This window comes from Clostridioides sp. GD02367 (genome assembly GCF_045900275.1).
Lineage (GTDB): Bacteria > Bacillota > Clostridia > Peptostreptococcales > Peptostreptococcaceae > Clostridioides > Clostridioides difficile_A.
Genome location: NZ_JBJODK010000008.1, coordinates 161,915 through 184,106, shown reverse-complemented (window position 1 = coordinate 184,106; position 22,192 = coordinate 161,915). Strand labels below are relative to the sequence as shown.

The 22,192-nt window shown below is 28.7% G+C and carries 21 protein-coding genes; 7 read left to right on the top strand and 14 right to left on the bottom strand.

Going from position 1 to position 22,192, the window contains the following annotated elements; translation table 11 throughout:
* Positions 1–220: 220 nt before the first annotated feature.
* The 12 genes from Q3223_RS12710 to Q3223_RS12655 form a co-directional block, all read right to left on the bottom strand.
* On the bottom strand, positions 221–661 hold the full coding sequence (locus Q3223_RS12710; protein WP_054275828.1) for a chemotaxis protein CheW: 441 nt from the start codon (positions 659–661) through the stop codon (positions 221–223).
* 13 nt (positions 662–674) lie between these two features.
* Entirely contained in the window at positions 675–2,801 is a 2,127-nt protein-coding gene (locus tag Q3223_RS12705) for a chemotaxis protein CheW (RefSeq protein WP_407812069.1), read from the bottom strand.
* A 74-nt stretch (positions 2,802–2,875) separates the two neighbouring features.
* Positions 2,876–4,579, bottom strand: coding sequence for a methyl-accepting chemotaxis protein (locus tag Q3223_RS12700; RefSeq protein ID WP_054269060.1), 1,704 nt, complete (start codon positions 4,577–4,579; stop codon positions 2,876–2,878).
* A gap of 41 nt (positions 4,580–4,620) precedes the next feature.
* Positions 4,621–5,580 carry a diguanylate cyclase gene (locus tag Q3223_RS12695; RefSeq protein WP_054269059.1) on the bottom strand — a complete coding sequence of 320 codons (960 nt, stop codon included), beginning with the start codon at positions 5,578–5,580 and terminating at the stop codon, positions 4,621–4,623.
* 135 nt (positions 5,581–5,715) lie between these two features.
* Positions 5,716–6,234, bottom strand: coding sequence for a chemotaxis protein CheW (locus tag Q3223_RS12690; protein ID WP_284181627.1), 519 nt, complete (start codon positions 6,232–6,234; stop codon positions 5,716–5,718).
* A gap of 42 nt (positions 6,235–6,276) precedes the next feature.
* Complete coding sequence (locus Q3223_RS12685; RefSeq protein WP_054269057.1) at positions 6,277–6,762, bottom strand: chemotaxis protein CheD; 486 nt, start codon at positions 6,760–6,762, stop codon at positions 6,277–6,279.
* Positions 6,759–7,343, bottom strand: a complete 585-nt coding sequence (locus tag Q3223_RS12680; protein WP_227832620.1) for a chemotaxis protein CheC — start codon at positions 7,341–7,343, stop codon at positions 6,759–6,761. Before Q3223_RS12680 ends, Q3223_RS12685 begins: the two co-directional genes overlap by 4 nt.
* A 98-nt stretch (positions 7,344–7,441) precedes the next feature.
* Complete coding sequence (locus Q3223_RS12675; RefSeq protein WP_223152748.1) at positions 7,442–7,804, bottom strand: response regulator; 363 nt, start codon at positions 7,802–7,804, stop codon at positions 7,442–7,444.
* A gap of 728 nt (positions 7,805–8,532) precedes the next feature.
* Complete coding sequence (locus Q3223_RS12670) at positions 8,533–8,694, bottom strand: hypothetical protein (RefSeq protein ID WP_153885234.1); 162 nt, start codon at positions 8,692–8,694, stop codon at positions 8,533–8,535.
* Between the two features lie 16 nt (positions 8,695–8,710).
* Positions 8,711–9,010 carry a DUF6506 family protein gene (locus tag Q3223_RS12665; RefSeq protein WP_219673726.1) on the bottom strand — a complete coding sequence of 100 codons (300 nt, stop codon included), beginning with the start codon at positions 9,008–9,010 and terminating at the stop codon, positions 8,711–8,713.
* Positions 9,011–9,157: 147 nt separating this feature from the next.
* Positions 9,158–9,658, bottom strand: coding sequence for a GyrI-like domain-containing protein (locus tag Q3223_RS12660; protein WP_054269052.1), 501 nt, complete (start codon positions 9,656–9,658; stop codon positions 9,158–9,160).
* 166 nt (positions 9,659–9,824) lie between these two features.
* The gene (locus Q3223_RS12655; RefSeq protein WP_223152750.1) at positions 9,825–10,736 is read right to left on the bottom strand and encodes a YafY family protein; all 912 of its coding nucleotides are present in this window, start codon (positions 10,734–10,736) and stop codon (positions 9,825–9,827) included.
* Positions 10,737–11,168: 432 nt separating this feature from the next.
* On the opposite strand from Q3223_RS12655, the gene Q3223_RS12650 reads away from it, so the two are divergent.
* The 5 genes from Q3223_RS12650 (at position 11,169) to Q3223_RS12630 (ending at position 16,004) form a co-directional block, all read left to right on the top strand.
* Positions 11,169–12,020, top strand: a complete 852-nt coding sequence (locus Q3223_RS12650; RefSeq protein ID WP_054275822.1) for a DUF3100 domain-containing protein — start codon at positions 11,169–11,171, stop codon at positions 12,018–12,020.
* Positions 12,021–12,023: 3 nt separating this feature from the next.
* Positions 12,024–12,494 (top strand): hypothetical protein, encoded by a 471-nt coding sequence (locus Q3223_RS12645; protein ID WP_074180019.1) that lies wholly within the window; start codon positions 12,024–12,026, stop codon positions 12,492–12,494.
* Positions 12,495–12,506: 12 nt separating this feature from the next.
* The gene (locus tag Q3223_RS12640) at positions 12,507–13,817 is read left to right on the top strand and encodes an amidohydrolase (protein WP_284181625.1); all 1,311 of its coding nucleotides are present in this window, start codon (positions 12,507–12,509) and stop codon (positions 13,815–13,817) included.
* Between the two features lie 328 nt (positions 13,818–14,145).
* Positions 14,146–15,009, top strand: coding sequence for a MerR family transcriptional regulator (locus tag Q3223_RS12635; RefSeq protein ID WP_243194202.1), 864 nt, complete (start codon positions 14,146–14,148; stop codon positions 15,007–15,009).
* A gap of 224 nt (positions 15,010–15,233) precedes the next feature.
* Positions 15,234–16,004: an MBL fold metallo-hydrolase gene (locus tag Q3223_RS12630; protein ID WP_407812068.1), complete on the top strand. Its 771-nt coding sequence runs from the start codon at positions 15,234–15,236 to the stop codon at positions 16,002–16,004.
* Positions 16,005–16,021: 17 nt separating this feature from the next.
* Here Q3223_RS12630 and Q3223_RS12625 read toward each other — a convergent pair whose 3' ends face one another.
* Positions 16,022–17,083 (bottom strand): GGDEF domain-containing protein, encoded by a 1,062-nt coding sequence (locus tag Q3223_RS12625; protein ID WP_243194204.1) that lies wholly within the window; start codon positions 17,081–17,083, stop codon positions 16,022–16,024.
* 804 nt (positions 17,084–17,887) lie between these two features.
* Between Q3223_RS12625 and Q3223_RS12620 the strand changes: the two genes are divergently transcribed.
* Both Q3223_RS12620 and Q3223_RS12615 read left to right on the top strand, forming a co-directional pair.
* Positions 17,888–19,429, top strand: a complete 1,542-nt coding sequence (locus Q3223_RS12620; protein ID WP_054269046.1) for an AbgT family transporter — start codon at positions 17,888–17,890, stop codon at positions 19,427–19,429.
* Between the two features lie 33 nt (positions 19,430–19,462).
* Positions 19,463–20,569 (top strand): M20/M25/M40 family metallo-hydrolase, encoded by a 1,107-nt coding sequence (locus Q3223_RS12615; protein WP_054269045.1) that lies wholly within the window; start codon positions 19,463–19,465, stop codon positions 20,567–20,569.
* 138 nt (positions 20,570–20,707) lie between these two features.
* Here Q3223_RS12615 and Q3223_RS12610 read toward each other — a convergent pair whose 3' ends face one another.
* The gene (locus Q3223_RS12610; protein WP_054269044.1) at positions 20,708–21,994 is read right to left on the bottom strand and encodes a hypothetical protein; all 1,287 of its coding nucleotides are present in this window, start codon (positions 21,992–21,994) and stop codon (positions 20,708–20,710) included.
* Between the last annotated feature and the right edge of the window lie 198 nt (positions 21,995–22,192).

Genomic DNA, 22,192 nt, shown 5'->3' with positions numbered 1-22,192 from the left:
TATCTAACCAATTTTTTCTACTTTCGTAACTTTCACACTTAGGTTTATTTCATCCTTATGTTTTAGTTTGGTTAGCTTTAGGGGTTTCCAGCAATTCAGGTAGTATTGGATAGGTTATATCCTATCTCTACATATAAGTTTCCCTATATGCTGACTATTTTAGCTACTAACTCACGACTAAAGTCACAAGTGTGCGTAGCTATTTTTTTATCAAAACTGACTACATGTTGTTAATCAAAAACTTTCGAATATCTAAAATTAGTATAGAATTATCTCCAACTTTTGCAATTTCTTTTATATCTTTATTCGTATTTATGTTGTTAGAATCAGTTGTCTCTAATAGATTTATCTTTTCTATAGGGATAACATCGACAACTTTATCTACAATAATTCCAACTTGATACTCATCAACCTTTGTAATTATTATACATGTTCTCTCATTATAATCAGTCTCAGGAAGATTGTATTTTATATGCATATTAATAACAGGTATTATCCTTCCACGTAAATTAATAACTCCGATTATATACTCTGGAAGACATGGTACACATGTTATTGATTGAAATCTTATAGTCTCAATCACATTTTCTAATTCTATTCCATAAATAACATCATTAACATAAAATGTTAATACTTGTTTAATAATTTCATCTTTAGACATACTTTTAAATCCCCTAATATATTTCCATAATGTTATCTGCATCTATAATCAAGCTTATACTTCCATCTCCAAGTATTGTACATCCTGATAATCCATTGCTTTTCATATTGAATCTATTAAAATAAACTGGAAATGGCTTTACGACAACCTGTTGATTTCCTATTATTTCATCAACGAAAATACATGCCGCTTTCTGCTCATTTTCAATAATTATCATATTCCCATGCATTAAGTTAGTTACATCTGTCTGAATATTATATACTTTATGCAACCTTATAATAGGAATACATGCTCCATATATCATAATTAGCTCTCTTGTATTACCTTCCATAACTATGTGGTTTAAATCTGTAAGTTTAAATGTTCTCCTTATTGATGATATTGGTAAAGTAAACAGCGAATCTCCAACTTTAAACTCCATACCTTCTACTATAGAAAGAGTCAGTGGTATTTTTATAGTAAATGTTGTTCCTTCATCTTGTTTGCTTTTTACTTCAATTGAACCTCCAACCTTTTCAATACTTTTTCGGACAATATCCATGCCTACTCCCCTACCAGAAAACTCAGTTATGGATTCTTTTGTAGAAAATCCTGGAGTCATAATCAAAGAATTGACCTCATCATCAGTATATTCATTGCTTGAATGTTTGAGTATACCTTGCTCCTTGGCTTTTGCTAAAATCTTGTCTTTCATAAGACCTCTACCATCATCTGCAATACTTATTACAGCTTCTCCACCTAAGTTTTCAGCAGATAGAACTATCTTTCCCACTTCTTCTTTGCCTTTTGCTATACGCTCTTCAATAGGTTCTATTGCATGGTCCATAGCATTTCTTATAAGGTGCATAAATGGCTCTGCTAAATTATCGATTACATTTTTATCTACTTCTGTTTCTGAACCTATGGTTATTAGCTCTACATTTTTATCTAATTTTTTATTCATATCTCGTACAATTCTATGCATCTTTTGAAATACACCAGAAATTTGAATCATACGCATCGACATTACTATATCCTGTAATTCATCTGTAAGCTTATGCAATTGTCTTGTTGCTTTATTGAAATTGTCTATATCAACACCTGTAGAATTTACACTATTTACAACCATTGATTCCATAATTACAATTTCTCCAACTATATTTTGAAGTAAATCTAATTTTTCTAAATTTACACTCATAATATTCTGTTTATTTATTGGCAAATGCTCATTTTCGTCATTTAGATTATATTTTTCTGTATCTATCTTTTCTTTTAAAATACTTTCTTGTAGTTCATCTTCTGTTGTATAAGTATTTTGATATTCTATACCTATTTCCTGATTGTCTTTTAATTTATTTTCTACTTCATCATTATCTTGCGTTCTTTTTACTTCTACTTCTTCTTCACTAATATTTATATATTCTTTTACATAGAGATTATCTTGTATAGTTCTATAAACTATACTCTTGTCATCTTTAGCAATAAACTGTATATAAAACCCATCCTTTTTAATATATTCTGCTGCTTCTGTATTTGTTTCCACATCTTTAGGATAAAATTTTATAAATTCACAGTAGTCTCTAAGTTCAAATATAAGCATAAAAGCTCTTACATTTTCCATCATACAATCTTGCTCAAAGATTATTTTTACTATATCAGAATTTTCTTTGTATGAAAAAACTGAATCTATTATTTCTTTATCATCTGTGCTTTCTAAGCTTGTGTTATTTTTTGATTCCATAGAAGTTGATAACTCCAAAGTACCTACATAATCTTTGATTATTTCTATAAAGTTAGAGTAATCAGAAGATATGCAATCTCCTGACTGCAACTTACCTATATCACATCTTATAAAATCCAAAGCTTGAAAAACCAAGTCAAATAAAAAGTCATTATCTAAAACTTCTATCTTTTCTTCACGTATGACATAAAATAAATCTTCTACACTATGTGCTAAAGCAGCTATGTTGTCTAATCCCATCATAGAAGCTGAACCCTTTATTGTATGCATTATTCTAAATGTTTCATTGATATTGCTGTAACTAAACACTTTTTCTTTTTCTATTTGAATCATAATTTCATCTAACTGTTCAAGTAATAGACTTGTCTCAAATATAAACATATCTAACATTGGTCTCATACTCGGCTCAATATAATTCATATTTATCACCTACGGCCTACAAATAATTTTCTATTTTACGTTATAATTTTACACTATCTATAACATCTTATAATTTAAATCCATGATGATTCTTTTATCTCATTTTCCTTTAGATGAAATTTTTCTACTAATTCTTTTAAAATTTGTGCTTGAGCTGACATCTCTTCTGAGGCTGCTGCACTTTCCTCTGCTGTTGCTGAGTTCATTTGGACTACTATAGAAATTTGCTCTATTCCAGATAAAATCTGTGTAATTGCTATTTCTTGGCTATGTACAGATGAAGAAATTCCATTAATATAATCAGTAGTTTTTTCTACACCATTCACCACTAAATCCAAAGCCTTTGCAGTCTCTTTGGCAATTTTAACACCATTTTCTACTGTCTTAATGGCCTCTTCTATAAGAATTGCAGTATTTTGAGCTGCTTTTGCACTTTTACCAGCTAAAGACCTAACCTCATCTGCTACAACTGCGAATCCTCTACCATATTGACCTGCTCTTGCTGCTTCAACAGCTGCATTTAATGCAAGAATATTGGTTTGAAAAGCTATCTCATCTATTGTTTTGATTATTTTTGATATTTCACTGGATTTTTCACTTATTTCACCCATTGAAGTCATCATATCATCCATACATCTGCTTCCAAAACTAACTTGTTGTGCTGATTGGTCAGACACTTCACATGCAAGACTAGCACTATCTGCACACTTCTTAATTCCATCTGATATTTCATTAATTGTAGAAGCTAATTCTTCCACTGAACTTGCTTGTTCTGTAGCCCCTTGTGAAAGAGCTTGAGCACCTGCTGCTACTTGTTCTGATGCACTTGCAACTTGTTCTGCCGATAAATTTATTTCAGAAAAATCACTATTAAAAGAGTTTATTATACTTTCTAATGATGTTTTGATTGATTCAAAATCTCCTATAAATTCTTGGTCTATCTCTACTCTTAAATCTCCTTTTGCAATACTAGTTAATGTACTATCTATAAGGTCTATATAATTTAAAAGCATACTTTGCATCTTTTTAACAGAACCAACCAACATCCCTATTTCAGATTTACTTTCTTCAACATCTATACTTGTTCTTAAGTCTCCAGATGCAATTCTTGAAAAGTGTTTTTCTACTTTATTAATAGGAATTACTATTTTTAATTTTATTACTGTATATTCTATTATTGTCAGTATTATTAGTAGAGAAAGTATAAATATTGTTCTCAATATTAAGCTTTGTAATTCTTTTTTAACTTCTATAATTTCAGCATTTGAACGATTAGCTATATTCTCTTGAAATTCATTTATTAAAGAATCCATTCTTTCTTGAGAGTTTATATATTCACTGCCAAAAATTATACTCTGTGCCAAGCTCTTATCATTATTTTCAACTGCTTTTATAGCACTTTGTTCTCTTGGCACCAAAGAATCAGATATTTCTTTTGCTTCTAAGATTTTATTTGATTCACTTTTTGTAAGACCAATTCTTTCTAATTTATTTAAAGCTGACTCTCTTGTTTTTCCATACAACTCTTTTTCATAAGTATCTTTATCTTTTTTATCACCCGTAAAGACATATCTTCTTAATACATCACTTACTTCTCTTGTCGTATCTTTTATATACTGGCTTTGAGTTCTCAAATTATTCATATCATTAATGCTTTTTTCCACTTTCTCAAATGCTTTATAAGATGAAATTGAAGAAAAAATGCCTGCTAGAACAGCCATTACTATAATAATCAGCAATACAATTGCTAATTTAGAAAGCTTTACTTCTCTTTTCATACCTCTACTCCTTTATAAAGTAAGTTTATTAAGATATTAATTTATATCCTTTTTAATCCTTTCATTGTACTTACTACGCTACAATCTTTTCCTAAGTTTTTGCCCTCATACATCGCTTTATCTGCTAAGGATATGTTTTCTTCTAATGATATATTTGAGTTTACTTCTACTACTCCTAATGTAATAGTGCATCTTATTTTGTTTTCTTTATAGTTAAACTCAAAGTCTTTTATTTCTTTGCGAATTCTTTCTGAAAGAATTTTAGCACCTTCCATTGAAGTATTTGTAAGCATTATCAAAAACTCTTCTCCACCCCATCTTGATACAGTATCAACCTGTCTACAATTCTTTTTTATTATACTTGATATTACTGTCAATACAAAATCACCTGCTTCGTGACCATAAGTATCATTAATAACTTTGAAATCATCAATATCGCCTAGAATAAGAGATATTGTCGCCTCATTATACTTATTAATTCTTCTTTGTTCCATAAGTTGATTAATTATATGTCTTCTATTATAAAGACCTGTAAGATAATCTCTCACAACGAGTCTATTCAATTTTTCAAGAGAAGACTCCAGCTCATTATTTATCTTTTTTAATTTATCTTGAGATTTCTTTACTTCAAGATGAGCCATAATACGAGCTTTTAATTCTGTCATACTAAAAGGCTTCACCATATAATCTATTGCACCTACACCAAATCCCTTTACTATATCCGTATCTGCATTTTTTGAAGTTATAAATATTATAGGTATATCTGCTGTGCGAAAATTAGATTTTACTTCCTTACAAAAATCAAATCCAGAGTTGTCTGGTAAAATTATATCAAGTAAAATAATATCTGGTATATATTCTTCAATAAACTCTTTTGCTTCTATTGCATTAAATGCTTTTTTCACCTTAAAATTATCTTTTGTAAGTGTTTTATCTATTAAATCACACATTAGGACACTATCATCAACGACTAAAATTGTTCCTTGTTGCTTATTTTCCATATACGAACCTCTCTTAAACATAATATATTAAAATTCTAGTAATTTAAATTTCTTATACTCAATAATTATACCACTACATCCCCAAATGTTCCCATTACAATCTCTTTATAATAACATTCTAATTATATCCCTGTGCTATATGATAGTGCAATTATATTTATTAACTACTTCATCTATTAAAATTTCTTCTTTATCTGTCAAAAGTTTCTCTAAATCTAGTAAGGTAATTATTTTACTCTCTATTTCTCCAATACCACTTACAAAATAATCTGAATACTCAAAAGTAACTCTTGGTGGTGGAGAAATTTGACTTTCTTCTAAGCTTATTATCTCATCAACTTTATCAACTATAAATCCTACTGATAAATCCTTTACTTCGACTACTATTATATACATGCAGTTAGCAACTATTAAATCATTTTTTTTAAGTCTCAAACGCATATCTATTATTGGAATAATTTTACCTCTTAAATTTATTATACCTTTAGAATATGTTGGGAGTTCTGGAATAAATATAATTTCTTGATTTCCAACAATTTCTACGACCTTTTCAATCTCAACACCGAAGTCTTGTTCATCTACTTTAAATTTTAGATATTTAATTCCCTCATCAGCTAGCCTATAATCTAAATATGGGTCATCTGGAAATCTCATTTAATTCCTCCCCTCTAAAATCTACTCTCTATAAAATCTACATTATATTTTCTTTTTACCTTTATTTATTGAATCTACAATCAATTCGCCTGTTTCAGTGCAAAAACGTATTGTTCGTCCATAATTCATACCTGTGTCTTCTGCTACTATTGGAATATGTAATCCTAAGAGTGTTTTTTTTACTGCTTCAACATTTCTATGCCCTATGCTTGCAATCGATGAATTGCTGTTTCCTAAAAACATTTGAGCTCCACCAGCAATTTTTGCTTTTATATACATTCTGTTTGCACCTATATGTTCCATAGATTTAATAAGCTCATTTATTCCTGTGTCTGCAAATTTGTATTTATTTTCAATGTTAATAGCATCTTTACTATATGGCAACATAACATGTAACATTCCACCAATTCCTGCTATTTTATCTATCAAGCATACTCCTACACAAGAACCAAGTGCATATGTAACCAAAACATTTGGTTTACAGGCTATCTTCATATCTGCAATGTTTACTACTATCTCTCTATTCATACTTTTAATCCCAATCTCACCAATATTTCTTTAAGTGAGCTCATTTCTGGAATCATCAATATGTGACTAGTAAAATAATTATCACTCATTTTGAACTTATTTTCTATAAATAAAATTTGGTCACCAACATCTGAAAACCTTATCATAGGTACATTTAGGACAGCTCCAACCATATCTATACACATATCTGGAACTGAAATACTTATGGTCATATCTAACATAGATGCCATAGCATTTACATATGAACTTGCCATAATATTTCCTATTTCTTTAATTGCTGAAATTTCAATACCTTCAATCTCATCCAAAACCGACTCTTCTTTATTAAAAAGAGAATTTAACATAAGTTGGGTGATTGATTCATCCAACAAAAACATAAACATTCCATTAATATCGCCTTTCATATCTAGTAAAATACATACTACTTTATTTTCTGGACCACCAAGCAAATTTGTTGCTTCATTATATTCAAGTATATTTACCATTGGTATTAATACTTCTATATTACTATTTATCATGGATGCAAGTGCAGTGATTGCATTCCCAGAGCCTATATTACCAATTTCTCTAAGAGCATCTATATGAGCATCATCAAGTTCTAAATAATTTATAATATAAACCCCTCCCTTTAATTATTTCATTTATGTACCTTTCACTATATCAGTGTGTATTTACATTTTTACTTTAAAGCATTTTGCACAACTTTGATTAATGTATCTGTTTTAAAGGGCTTCACTATAAAGTCTAACGCTCCTAGTTTTATAGCTTCTACAATCATATTTTCTTGTCCTATTGCAGAACACATCACCACCTTAGCATTTGAATCTAACTTTTTTATTTCTTTCAACACCTCTAAACCATCTTTTTTTGGCATTGTAATGTCAAGTAACATCAAATCAGGCTTTTCATCTTTAAATATATTACAAGCTTCTTCTCCATCATTTGCTTCTACTAAATTTCCATAGCCACTTTTACTCAGAGCTTCTTTAATCATCATTCTCATAAAAATAGCATCATCTACTATCAAAATTTTATTTTCCATAAAACTAACTCCTCCATATGTACAACAATAAATGCTTTTATTTCAAATATTGTCTATACTATCTGACTATTTTTCGCTACATAATAAATACATTTCATTGATAAATAAAAGTAATTATTTATGCCATATTATATTCAATTATATTAACACAATTTGTCAATTAAAAAACTTATATATATATTGTAATATATGTTTGGCATTTTGACGAGTTAATAAAAATATAATTGTACAAAACATAAAAAGTTGTCAGAAGTAATCAAATAAAGATAGAATAACCTTATGTTTTTTTATATTCATATAAAATTTTTTTTTCAGATTCATTAAAATTATTTTTGTAGATTTATTTTTATAATCTGCTAAAGTTGTAATCTATAAAAAACGAAAAATGCTTCTCATGCTACTTAAAATATTAAATTACAGGTTTATTTGCTTCTTTACTATATAATTTCTAACTTGCTTAACATCCAAGAAATGGTTATTTAATTACTTAATTGTATTTCTATATATGTATTATCGATTAAATTGTGTTTAGCTTTATACATTATTTTTCTATAATTTTTTTAATTGTTTATTCATAAATTCAAAAATGTTATTATAGTCTGTACTTACAATTTTTTTCTTTTTCACGTTGAAAGTTACAATTTAAATCATGATATTTACAAGTGTTTATTTACAATTTTCCTAACATCATTAGCAACGATTCAAATCAATACTGATATTTTTAAGTACTAAAAAAGCAGTAAATCTTTTATAGACTTACTGCTTATAGTTATTAACAATAAAACTGACTGTAATAAACATATTGATTCTTCAACATATTTATTACAATCAGCAACTTTCAATAAAATATCATGCAAACATTCTAATTTACTCCATGTATCTTTATTCATATAAAGGCACTGATTATTAGAATATTTCGTCTCCACTCTTAAAACCAAAAGCTGGATGGAAATCGAATTTCACTGCACCCACAGCAACGTTTGGTCCAACAACTTTTTTAATTCTGTAAATACCCTCGTTACCAAAACCAGCACATAGTTCAATAGCTGTACATCCCTTTTCTACCATTTCTTTGGCTACAACTTCTGCTTCATCATAATTTTCCACACCAATAACATTCATATTTATTGTATCAGATGGAATAACTGCTCTTTGCTTCTCAGCATTAAGACCTTTAGCAACATAAATAAATGCACATTCAAACATAGGAAAATCCCCCTTTATAGTTCATGTATGAAAACTATAAAATTTTCAAACACTCTATTGTCTTGCCTCTAACATTTACCAATTTATAATACCCCTCCATCTGACATATGTCAATAAAAAATTACATATACTCAATATAATGCAAATCTAGTTTATTCCTATGTAAATATGAATTTCATGTTTATCAGAATCATAGGTATTACCTTGGTATTCTTCAAAATCACTTATATAATTTCTATCAAAATCCATTTGCCAAAATTCAGCCCAGAAATCTCCTATCGCTTTGTGAATATCTCCTACTACAATAAATTTTGCATACTTACCTGCTGGTATAACTTTACTTATAACAATTTCTTCCACAGTATTATTAGTATTTAATTCATCTAAATTGATATCTTTATCAGCATCACTATTTACTTCACAACACGCAACAAAGTTATATGGATTTGTAAAATCGCCTTGATAATCTGTATATAAGCCTATTGTCTTTTCATTCTTTTTACCTTTTATAGAATTATATATACCTTTTCCCATAAATCTCTTCCATGACTCACCTATATCTTTTACTGCTTGTCCATCTTGATTTGTAGTTTCTTTTGATATTCCTACAACTATTTTCTCACTTATGTTTACTATTTCATAATCCATACTTTATACCTCACTTTGTTTTTATTAATCTATTTTAATATTAAATTTATTTAATTAAATTATAACTTATAATATACGACACCTTTATGTCATATTTTTAATATAATTAGACTTAGTGAAATATTTTGCAATTAATAAATTTCAAATGATTCTTTTAATCAAAGTATTATAATGAGTAAATTTTAGATAACCCTTTCAATCTAATTATTACATTATCTCTAACCTCTTTAGGTTCAAGTATTTCAACACTATCTCCAAAAGATAAAATATAACCATAAATCCACTCACCAATAGGAAATTCAGCGATTACATCATATGTATTATCTTTGTTTTTAGTTATTAAATCTTTATTAAAATCATCAAACACTCTAAAAAGCATCTTCTCTTTAAATCTCAATTTCAGGGTTACAGTATTTTCCTTAATCACCTTAGAATCATCAAAACATACATCTTCTATTATCTTTCTTGAAAACACTTCTTCTTTCACAACTAAGTTTTTTATTCTACTAATTCTAAATATCCTAAAATCGTCCTTTAATCTACAAAATCCATATAAATACCAAGTCTTACTCTTATACATAAGTTTCATAGGTTCGACAGTTCTATTTGTTTGACTTGACATGCTATTTACATAATTAAAATTTATGGCATTACGCCTTAAAATAGCTTCTTTTATTTTTGTAAATTTGTCATCTTCATTAAAATTACTTCCCCATTCAGTAAAATCTATTTCAATCCAATTTGCAAAGTTCTGCTCTCCAAATATTGAACCAATTTTATTTACTACTGAATTTATTTCTGGATACTTTGTTGCTTGTAAGGTTTTGAGCGCCACTATCAAACTCTCTTTATCTTCATTTGATAATATGGTCTTATCTATAGAGTATTCTTCTATTAAAGATATCCCGCCCCCCTTACCTTTTGTCATATATACTGGTACTCCTGACATAGATAGAGTTTCTATATCTCTATATATAGTTCTTGTAGAAACTTCAAACCTCTCTGCCAACTCTTTGGCAGTTACCAGTTTCTTATTTAAAAGTATTACTATTATTTCTGTTAATCTATTGATTTTCATTTACTACCACCTACTAGAATCATTATTATTTAATCTAAGTTAGTTGTACTAACTTTTAATAGTTACTTTAAGTCTTATATTTACTCAAATCTTAAAATACTTTTATTCATCCATTTTAAAATTTCAATTTACTCTTTCTTAGTTTTATATTATTTATTTTAAAGCTTTTTATCTATTATTCCTACAATATTTAAATAATTTTTTAGGAATGAATAATATTACAATATATTGAAAAATATGTAATATTTTACATTTTTTTCGTTGACAATGTTAAATTTTTGTTTTATCCTTATTTAAGGACATGTTAATGACATTTCTGAAACTTATTTAAAATGGTATTTTTTATAATATACAGGAAAACGTATTATATCTAAGAAAATGTATTTTTTATTTTAAATAAGTAAAATACTTATTCTTTTTGGGGAGGAAATCATGGAAAGTAATAAAAAACATTTTATTCAAGTATTTTTAACTTGCTTAATATTAGTAGTAATATGCGAATTTATAGGGCAAAGAACTATAGCTATTGGAAAAGCTTCTATAGTACTATTTCCTATGCTCTACGCAGTTATAATTGGACTTATAATAACACCAGATTTATTAGGGAAAAAAATTAAAGCACTTAAAAAAGTCATTGGAGAAAAAGAAATAAATATTGCTGGAGAAGTTGTTGGAATTGCACTAGTAATGCTTGGTATAAAGTACGGTACTACAGTTGGTCCAAACATTGATAAGATAATTCAAGCTGGACCAGCATTCATAGCTCAAGAATTTGGTCATATACTTGCACCAATCGTTGCATTACCTCTTGCATTAATGTTTGGTATGAAAAGAGAAGCTGTTGGAGCTACTGCAAGTATCAGCCGTGAACCTTCTTTAGGAGTTATATCTGAGAAATATGGAATAAATTCTCCAGAAGGTAGTGGTGTACTTGGCACATATTTAATGGGTACAGTTCTTGGTACTATATACTTTAGTGTACTAGGTTCGGTCTCTATTTATAGTGGTCTTCATCCATATGCTTTGGGAATGGCTTGTGGTGTTGGTAGTGGAAGTATGATGACTGCCGCTGCTGGTTCATTATCTACTATGGTTCCACCTGAAATGGCAGATACAATACTTGCCTATGCAGCAACAAGCAATATGATGTCTAGTATAACAGGAATTATATTCTTAGTTTTTGTATCCTTACCATTTACTAATTTTATGTATAAAATTTTAGAACCTAAATTTTCTAGAAATAAAAAAACTAAAGAAATTGAAACAACAGAAGGAGAGTGCTAATAAATGTTTGCTAATTTAAATTTGAAGAAAAGTTCATTTCAATTATTGGTTATGTCTGTCATTGGAGTTATAATTCTTATAGGACAAAGAATTAGCGTGGGTACATCTATAGTTACAGCTCTTCCTGGAATGGTTATGTTAATATTAGCTGCTATGGCTGCTATGATTGTAAAGGATTTATTTCCTAAATCGATATTTCCAGCTTTTGGATTTGCAACTATAATAGGTCTTTTACTTAGTATGCCATATAGCCCAACATCTGAAGTATTCTTAACAAATACTAATAATATTAACTTTATGGCTATAACTACTCCACTACTAGCTTTTGCAGGAATTTCTGTTGGAAATAAAATAGAATCTTTAAAAGAGATGTCATGGAAAATAGTTATAATATCACTTATTGTTTTCACAACTATATTCTTTGCATGTGCGAGTATAGCTCATATAGTTTTAAGTATTCAAGGTAAAATATAGGAGGAATTTATTATGAATAAAGAACAATTAAAATCTCTAGTAATAAAAACTATAGATGAAAATAGAGAAAAAATATTAAAAATAGGTCAAGGAATATATAAAAATCCAGAGTATGGATATAAAGAATTTAAAACTACAGAAGCTGTTTCAAACTTCTTTGAACAAGAATTAAACTTATCTGTAGAAAAAAATATAGCCGTAACAGGATGTAAGGCAGATGCAAATACTAATAAAAAAGGCCCTCATATATCTATACTTGGAGAATTGGATGGCATATCATGTAAAGAACATAAAGATGCTAATGAAATAGGTGCTTCTCATACTTGTGGACACAATATTCAAATAGCTGGAATGTTAGGCGCAGCTGTTGGTCTAGTAAAAAGTGGTGTTTTAGAACATCTAGATGGTAAAATATCTTTCATGGCTACTCCAGCTGAAGAATTTATTGAGTTAGAATATAGAGAACAATTAAAAAAAGAAGGAAAGATAACTTACTTTGGTGGAAAACAAGAGTTAATAAAAAGAGGTTATTTTGATGATATAGACATATCTATGATGTTTCACTCTTCTGACTTAGGGGAAGATAAAGCTTTAGTAGGTCCTGAGAGTAATGGATTTGTTGGAAAAAAAGTTAAATTTATAGGTAAAGAATCTCATGCTGGTTCTGCTCCACATGATGGTATAAATGCTTTAAATGCAGCAATGCTTGCTATAAACAACGTAAACGCACTTAGAGAGACGTTTAAAGAATCTGAAAGAGTTAGATTCCACCCTATCATCACAAAAGGTGGAGATATAGTAAATGTTGTTCCTGCTGATGTCCATATGGAATCATATGTAAGAGCTAGAACTATAAACGGTATGATTGATGCTAATTCAAGGATAAATAAAGCCTTAATGGCTGGTGGAATGGCAGTTGGAGCTGAGGTCGAAATAACTGAAATCCCTGGCTACTTACCAATATTACGATACAAAAATCTTGATAATTTATTTAAAAATAATCTTGAAGATTTAGGTCTAGAGGGAAAAGTTGTTGATGGTGGAGACTTTACAGGTTCTTTTGATTTTGGTGATGTATCTCATATAATGCCTACTCTTCATCCTATGATTGGCGGTGTAAAAGGTGCTCTTCATACAAGAGATTTTGAAATAGTTGATGAAGATTTGGCTTACATAATCCCTGCAAAAGCAATGGCACTTACAGTTGTAGACCTTCTTTTTGATAATGCTAAAGATGCTAAAAACATATTAGATGCCTTTACTCCAGTTATGACTAAAGAAGAATATCTAACATTTTTAGAAAAACACGATAAAACTTTATAAGTATATTTTTATAGTACAAAAGATGGTATATGCCTTAAAAGCTATACCATCTTTTCTTACATTTCTCTTTATTTTTAGAATACCTTATTACCAATCTTTTACTTTTCCAATAAAATACATAGCATAAATCACAACCAAAATAAAACATATTATTCTTAGTAAAATCCCTAATATTATTTAGAAAAAATATAACAAAGAGATTGACCCTCACGTATAGTGATAGTATACAGTGGTAGTTAGGGATAGAGTTAATAAGTAAATACTATTTCTTGCAAATATAATATTAGCTAGGTCTCAATTACCAGAGTATGAAAGAAGGTGAATTAAAATGATGACAGTAAAACAGGTTTCTTCGATAACTGGTATTAGTGTACGTACTCTACAGTTTTATGACGAAATTGATTTATTTAAACCCACAGAAATAACGAGCGCTGGATATAGATTATATGATGAAAAAGCATTAGAAGTTTTACAACAAATTCTATTTTTCAAAGAACTTGATTTTACATTAAAAGAAATTAAAGTAATCATGGAAAATCCTAAATTTGATATGATTACTACATTTGAGAATCAACGAGAACTAATTCAAATAAAAAGGGATAGATTAAATGCTCTATTAGAGTTACTTGATAAACTTATAAAAGGAGAAAAATGTATGGATTTTAAAGATTTTAATATGGATGAATATTTTCGTATATTAACTGAGTTCAAAGAAACTCATACTGATGGAATTATCAAGCAATTTGGAAGTGTTGAAAACTTTGATGAAATGATTTCAGAAATGAAGTCTAATGAAAACAAAATAGCTGATATGGCAACTAAACAGTATGGAAGTATCGAAAAATACACAAAAGCTATGGAAAGTAATCTTCAAAATTTTATATCTAATGGCTCTACTATTGACCAAGCAGAAGTATTTAACCTTATAAAAAAAAGTGATGATATTACAAAAAAACTTACAGAGAATCTAAGTAAAGATGTTACATCTTTGGATATTCAAGAATTAGTTGGAGAACTAATTTCCTTTACTAATAAAATTAATAATGGTATTGATATGGGAGATAACTATTGGTCTATTACGTCTGAAAATTATATATCAAATCCTACATTTATTGAAATTAATGATAAGAAATATGGAGATGGGGCATCAAAATTTATTGGGCTTGCCCTAAAAGCATATCTTGAAAAGTAACAACTTTACACTATAGTTATTATTTCATCTTATAGGTTGCTAATCCTATAAAGAATTAGTGCTAGCCCTACAAAGCTCACAAAAAGTAGCATCTGTAGATAATATAAATATTTACTGGTGCTACTCACTTTAAAACTTTTAAGACTCTGTTGAAGTATAAATATAAGTATGATATATTCTTTCTAACTATACAAATTTCTATTTTAATTTAAGGTGGTGAAAAAATGTTTGAAAAAATATTTAATGCAGGAAACCTAATTGTAAATAATTGGTTATACCCTATTCAAGACGGTTTTGTCTTGATTGATACTGGATATGAAAATGGTTTTAAACATTTCAAAAAACAAATATTCAAATCCAACATAAAAATCAAAGACATTAGATACATATTTCTAACTCATGCCCATGATGACCATGCAGGTTTTATAAATCAGATTTTAGAAGAATCTCCTAATACAAAAATTGTCATGCATGATAAAGCTTTAAAAGCTCTATATAAAGGGCAAAACTCTTTTATTGGTGGATGCACAAGTCGTACCGCTTTTCTCTTTTGTCAAATTATGAAACTATTTGGAAAAGATGGACATTGTTTTCCTACACTAAAGCAAGAGTTTGAAAAAAGATGTATTCTTATCTCTGACAATAATCTAAAAGAAATTGAAAAAGAATTAAATGGAAAAATCATAGAAACACCAGGACATACTTCTGATTCAATTTCCCTACTACTTAATAATGGGACTTTATTTTGTGGAGATTCTGCAATGAATGGATTTCCAAGTATTCATAAAATCACCATATTTGCAGAAAATAAAATGGAATTTGCTCAATCTTGGGAAACAATTATAAATACAAAACCCAAGATGATTTATCCTGGACATGGAAAACCATTTGAATGTAGCAAATTAGAACAGAATCTGCACTATATATATAAGATAACTTTATATCCTCTACACAATTCAAATGATATCCATAGATTTTTTCCACACTTTGAATAGAATATAGTAGAATCTAACTAATTTATACGATAGCATCCTTTTCCAGCTTCCTTTGCTGAATAAAGGGCTTCGTCTGCTTTACTATACAACTCTTCAAAATTGATAATATTTTCATCACAAATAGAGCATCCTAAACTGATATGAAATGCATAGTTATCCTTTGATAAATCTTCCATATCATTTAACACTTCAAATAATTTTTCAAATCGTATCCTACACTTCTCTTCATCAGTTAATTCTACAGAATAGATAGCAAACTCATCACCACCTAATCTTAATGCAATACTATCATAAAACACATTTCTTATATTTTCAGCTACAGCTTTTAGATAATAGTCTCCTACTATATGACCATAAGAATCATTAATATACTTAAAATCATCTATATCAATAAGAATAAAAGCACCATATTTTTGTTTAGACATGAGTTTTTCAATCATCTCGACTCCAGAACCTCGATTATATATACCTGTCAATAAATCAATTTCCGATTTTTCTCGATACTTAATATAGTTTTCTACACTTTCAATACGGTCATTTAAAATAAAGAAATTAACACCAACAGATAAAAAATAAAATGTAACTAAATCGACTAGGTCTGCCATAAACATATCTATATCCTTTGCTATAAAACAACAGATACCATAAACTATAGAAATTATTGTTATATAAAGAATGATTCTCCAAGGTTTATCTAATATGAATAGAGGAAGTACACATATGAATACCATGATTGTAATTGAAGGTTCTGTTTTATCTAAAAAAGTTCCCATTAAAATACCCATTATCATAACTGGCGTTAATACTCCATAAAAAATACATGTTATATATTTAGTGTGTTCTTTTAAATAAAATTTACAAAGGATATGAAGAATAAGAAAATATCCAAATATAAGAAAAAATTCTGTATTAAAAGTAACTACTTCTGATAAAGTCAATCCAAATATAAGAACCATAGTTGAAATAGTAAGCCCTACTAGTGATAGGCCATTCAAACTATGGTAATTTCTAATTCTAATTTCAGACTGATACAAATCCATCTTCTTTGCTCTAAAATTTCTTAATAGTGTCTCTAGCATCATATCCTCCTTATGCATCACCTATACTTGCTTATGAATCATTTAATACTTCTATAGTACAAATACAATACTCTTATAAATGAAATCTTCTATTTCTGATTAATTTAAAAAGTGATTTAACTACAGTATTTTTTATAGTTTAAAGGATTTCTCTAAGAATTTATAATTATAAATGGTTTATATTCCCATTAGACTTTCTATAAAAAGATGCTAATATTAACATATATTTTAGATAAACCTACAAATATCTTAATTTTAATTTAATATTCCTTTACTTATTACTCGGATATATTATATCATTTCAATATATAAAAGTCATTAAAAAGCACCACTCTAGAAAGATATACATACATCTCTAGAAATTTATATTACTAATTTACATAAATTATCGGTATAGATAATTTTTATATTATATATATATTATAAAAAACTAATAATTGATTTTTTCTTTTCGATTTTGAATCAAATCTACACTCTAAGCATTCTAAAAGCTTAACATTTTATTAGATTATTACTTTAATAACTTAATCTTCCACTAGCTTTTTCTAAAATTTTATTTTAAAATTAAATTTAAAGTGTATATGTTATTCAAATACATTAGATATAATTCGTCATTAATTTACTTAAATCATATTTAATTAACACTACTCATACAGAAAATTCAGAAAATTACATTGACATAGTTAAAAGTTTATTTTATACTTTTTTTAGGACATATTGTGGACACGTCTTAAATCGACAATCATAATTTTAATTATAAATTTGACCACAATACTTATTTTTTAATTATTAGGGAGGGATATTATGAATGATAACGTAGTTAAGAAGAAAAATTTTTTTGACAGAACATTAAACAGGATAGAAACTGTTGGTAATAAACTACCAGACCCAGTTACAATATTTTTAGGACTATGTGTACTTTTACTTATACTATCTAGTATAGTTGGCTCTATGGGTATATCAGTAGTTCATCCTGGTACAGGAGAAACCATAAAAGCTGTAAATCTATTGACTGTAGAACAGCTTCAAATTCTTCTAGGAAATATAGTTAGTAATTTTCAAGGATTTGCTCCTTTAGGACTAGTTTTAGTAACTATGATAGGTGCTGGTGTATGTGATAAAACTGGACTTATGACAGCAACAATCAAAGCATCAGTAAGCAAGATTCCTGAAACAAAAGTAACTCTTGTTGTAATGACTATAGGTATGCTTGCCAATATTGCATCAGATGCAGGTACAATACTATTTCCACCACTAGCTGCACTTGTATACCTTGGTGTTGGTAGACATCCTCTTATAGGTTTATTTTCTGGGTATGCCGCAGTCTGTCTAGGATTTGCTGCAAATATTATGATAAGTGTCAATGATATACTTGCTGCAAGCTTTACAGTTCCAGCAGCCCAAATGATTGACTCTGGATTTCAAGCTAATGCAACAATGAACTTATTCTTTATGATAGCATCAACTTTTGTTTTAATACTGTTAGCAACATGGGTAACGGAAAAGATTGTAGCGCCTAGATTTGGTAAGTATGAAGGAAATGCAGAATTAGATGTTGATGGTAGTCTTAATGATGCAGAAAAAAAAGGTCTTAAAAGGGCTGGTATAAGTATATTAATATATGCAGCAATCATAATAGCTCTTAGTGTAATTGGTAAAAAACCATTCTTAGCTGACCCAGAAACAGGAGACTTACTATCAAACAATGCTCCTCTTATGAAAGGTATGGTACCTATAATAGCATTAGCATTTTTTATACCTGGTGTTGTATATGGAAAAACTATAGGTAAGATAAAAAAGGACAAGGACGTTGTCTCTATAATGGCTGGTGCAATGAGTGATATGGGTGGATATATAATACTAGCATTTGCAGCTTCACAATTTTTACAGTTGTTTACAAATAGTAATTTAGGTTTAATACTAGCTGTAAAAGGTGGAGAATTTTTAAAATCAGCAGGAATAAATGGACCTTTATTATTGATAGGATTTATTATCTTATCTTGTTTTATAAATTTATTTATAGGTAGTGCATCTGCAAAATGGGCTATCCTTGCACCTATATTTGTACCAATGTTTATGATGGTTGGATACAATCCAGCGCTTACTCAAATGGCTTATCGTATAGGTGATTGTATAACAAATCCACTTAGTCCATTATTCCCATACTTCCCTATTATATTAGCATTTACGAGAAAATATGATAAAGATGCTGGTATGGGTACTGTAATAGCTAACATGTTACCATACTCAATCTCATTCTTAATAGTATGGACTATATTATTGATATTATTTATGGTATTTAATATTCCATTAGGACCTGGAATACTACCTTCATATAGTATGTAATTTAATTAAATCTTTCTAAAAGGAGAAAAATTTATGTTAGATAAAAATAGACTTATAAATAATTTTATGGATATGGTTAAAATTGATAGTCCCTCTAATCAAGAATTAGAAATGTCTAAATGGCTTGTAAACTACTTAAAAGAAAGAAATATAGATGCCATTATAGATGATGCTGGTGAAAAATATGGTGGTAATACAGGAAATGTTATTGCCTATATAAAAGGTGAAGAAGGAAGTAGACCTCTTTGTTTATGTGCACATATGGACCAAGTTCAACCTTGTTTAGGTGTAAAGCCTGTACTAGATGGTAACATAGTTAGAAGTGATGGTACTACTACACTTGGTGCAGATGATAAGGCTGGAATAGCTGCTATACTTGAAGCATTAGAACATGTTATTACAGAAAAAATCCCACATAGAGATATTTATCTTTGTTTTACAATCTGTGAGGAAGCTGGTATGCATGGTGTTAAAAACTTTAATCCTGACAACTTACCTTGTAAAGATATGGTGATTTTAGATTCTGGTGGAGCTATTGGTTCGATAGCATATAAAGCTCCTGCTCAGCAATCTATAAAAATCTCTTTTTATGGTAAGAAAGCACATGCTGGTATAGAGCCTGAAAAAGGCATAAATGCTATATTGGTAGCTTCTCATGCAATAAGTAATATGCATATAGGCAGAATAGATTCATTAACTACTTCAAACATAGGTAAGATAGAAGGTGGTGGAGCTACAAATATAGTAACTGACAAGGTTACATTGACTGCTGAAATTAGGTCTCATATACCTGAAACTTTAGAGTATGAACTTAATCATATGGAGAAGTGTTGCAAAGATGCTGCATCTAAATTTAATACTACTTATACTTTTGAGCATAATATGTCTTATCCTAGTTTTGAACTTAGTAGAGATAGTCATGTATTCAAATTGAGTGAAGAAGCAATAAGACAAGTTGGTGTTGTTCCAAATCCAATGGTAATTGGTGGTGGAAGTGATGCAAATATATTAGCTAATCTTGGATACAACTGTGCTATATTGAGTCTAGGTATGTATGATGTTCACACAGTTAATGAATACGTAAATATAGATGAATTGTATGATACTGCTAAAATAGTTTATCATATGATTAAATTATAAATATTACAACAGATATCTTAAAATTATAAAACTAAAAACCTATGTATTTTCAACTTTATAAGTTATATCTTAAAAGCTTGTTTTACATAGGTTTTAGTATTTTATATAATAATTTATTGCAGTAGTTGATGCAGTTTTTTAAAATAATATTTCAGTAATATTTTTAGGTCTTCCTCCACCAATGCTAGTTTCTTTTGCACATATCCTACCTAGGTCTGCACTCACTATTTTATTTAATATACGCCTTGCACTTCTTTCACTTACATTTAAATATTCTGCTAATTCTTTTGAATCATAAATCTTACTTTGCCTATTCTCACTTATAGCAATAATTTTTGCAACTGATTCACAACTCATTCCAGTCTTTTTAGATATATCTATTACTTTTTCATCAGACAACATTAAAGAATAATTTAATTCATTTTCTGAGGCTAAAGGACCTCTTATATTTTCGTCTTCATCTACTAAATATATGCCAATTTCTTTTGAATCTATAGAGCGTCTTAATGCTTTATGTGCATTATTCTCAGCTTGATATGCAGTTACTCCAGTACCAATTCCTATACTAAGAGAAAATCCCATATCTTTTATATCTCTCTTCAGTTTAAATAACTTATCGTAGTTATACTCATTATCAGCTACCCCTTTATGGACAAATACGACATAATCATTTCTTCCAAATAAAAATAGGGAGCCTTGAATACTTCTCACATAGTTTACTACAAGCTTATCCATATCTGATTTTTTTATCATATCAGAATAATAGTTATCTATCTTCTCTTTATAATCTATTATACTCAAGATTTCAACAGCAATTTGAGAAAATCTAGCCTTACTTAGAGCATATTCACTCTTTACTTTCTCATAACTTTCTTTGATTAATTGTATAGTAGCTTGTAGACGAAATACTGGATAACCTCTTTCTTTTAATTCATTATATACTGCTCCGAAACCAGTTAACATTATATCTGTTTTATTTTCTTCAAATAATTTTATATGCCATTCTACAAGCTCAGATTCTCCTACTTCCAAAGAAAACGGATTACAAAACACACTTGTAGCTTTTATATCAAATTCTTTAAGTGCATCTTCTACAACATATCTATCTACTACATCTATACTGAATTTATCTAACTTTATATCCTCACTTTTTATTGCCCAAAATGCCTTCATTATGCTTGTACCACTTCTTGGTACAAATGAATGTGGTTTGCTTATCTCATACTTAGATTTTATAAACTCATAAACTGCACATCCTGTAAATATAATAGCATCACATTCATCTTCACATTTAGAAATAACTTCTATTGTATCTACCACTTTTTCTCTTACATATATTTTAGTTTCTAAATCACTGTCTATCTGTTTTAAATCATCCTTTATCTTAAACCCAGAGTCTGAAGGGCCTATAATACCCACTATCATAAACTTCGCTCCTAATCCATCAATTTTATACTTTCTAAAAATTATATCCTCATTACTTTCTATTTTTATTTAATTTATTATCTCACATTCTATATTTATGGTAAAGAACTTCTATACAAACATCTATAGTATTATATAGATAATTTTTCTACAAAAGGTAATGTCTATAGGAAATTAATCCCCAATTTAAAACATATA

Bases quoted from the DNA above. Each gene is read 5' to 3' on its own strand.
- Q3223_RS12635 (WP_243194202.1), top strand. From the start codon at position 14,146: ATGATGACAGTAAAACAGGTTTCTTCGATAACTGGTATTAGTGTACGT.
- Q3223_RS12675 (WP_223152748.1), bottom strand. From the start codon at position 7,804: ATGGAAAATAAAATTTTGATAGTAGATGATGCTATTTTTATGAGAATG.
- Q3223_RS12670 (WP_153885234.1), bottom strand. From the start codon at position 8,694: ATGAATAAAGATACATGGAGTAAATTAGAATGTTTGCATGATATTTTA.
- Q3223_RS12685 (WP_054269057.1), bottom strand. From the start codon at position 6,762: ATGAATAGAGAGATAGTAGTAAACATTGCAGATATGAAGATAGCCTGT.
- Q3223_RS12610 (WP_054269044.1), bottom strand. From the start codon at position 21,994: ATGATAGTGGGTATTATAGGCCCTTCAGACTCTGGGTTTAAGATAAAG.
- Q3223_RS12645 (WP_074180019.1), top strand. From the start codon at position 12,024: ATGTTTGCTAATTTAAATTTGAAGAAAAGTTCATTTCAATTATTGGTT.
- Q3223_RS12630 (WP_407812068.1), top strand. From the start codon at position 15,234: ATGTTTGAAAAAATATTTAATGCAGGAAACCTAATTGTAAATAATTGG.
- Q3223_RS12665 (WP_219673726.1), bottom strand. From the start codon at position 9,010: ATGTTTGAATGTGCATTTATTTATGTTGCTAAAGGTCTTAATGCTGAG.
- Q3223_RS12655 (WP_223152750.1), bottom strand. From the start codon at position 10,736: ATGAAAATCAATAGATTAACAGAAATAATAGTAATACTTTTAAATAAG.
- Q3223_RS12700 (WP_054269060.1), bottom strand. From the start codon at position 4,579: ATGAAAAGAGAAGTAAAGCTTTCTAAATTAGCAATTGTATTGCTGATT.
- Q3223_RS12660 (WP_054269052.1), bottom strand. From the start codon at position 9,658: ATGGATTATGAAATAGTAAACATAAGTGAGAAAATAGTTGTAGGAATA.
- Q3223_RS12640 (WP_284181625.1), top strand. From the start codon at position 12,507: ATGAATAAAGAACAATTAAAATCTCTAGTAATAAAAACTATAGATGAA.
- Q3223_RS12650 (WP_054275822.1), top strand. From the start codon at position 11,169: ATGGAAAGTAATAAAAAACATTTTATTCAAGTATTTTTAACTTGCTTA.
- Q3223_RS12710 (WP_054275828.1), bottom strand. From the start codon at position 661: ATGTCTAAAGATGAAATTATTAAACAAGTATTAACATTTTATGTTAAT.
- Q3223_RS12620 (WP_054269046.1), top strand. From the start codon at position 17,888: ATGAATGATAACGTAGTTAAGAAGAAAAATTTTTTTGACAGAACATTA.
- Q3223_RS12615 (WP_054269045.1), top strand. From the start codon at position 19,463: ATGTTAGATAAAAATAGACTTATAAATAATTTTATGGATATGGTTAAA.
- Q3223_RS12625 (WP_243194204.1), bottom strand. From the start codon at position 17,083: ATGCTAGAGACACTATTAAGAAATTTTAGAGCAAAGAAGATGGATTTG.
- Q3223_RS12690 (WP_284181627.1), bottom strand. From the start codon at position 6,234: ATGAGATTTCCAGATGACCCATATTTAGATTATAGGCTAGCTGATGAG.
- Q3223_RS12695 (WP_054269059.1), bottom strand. From the start codon at position 5,580: ATGGAAAATAAGCAACAAGGAACAATTTTAGTCGTTGATGATAGTGTC.
- Q3223_RS12705 (WP_407812069.1), bottom strand. From the start codon at position 2,801: ATGAATTATATTGAGCCGAGTATGAGACCAATGTTAGATATGTTTATA.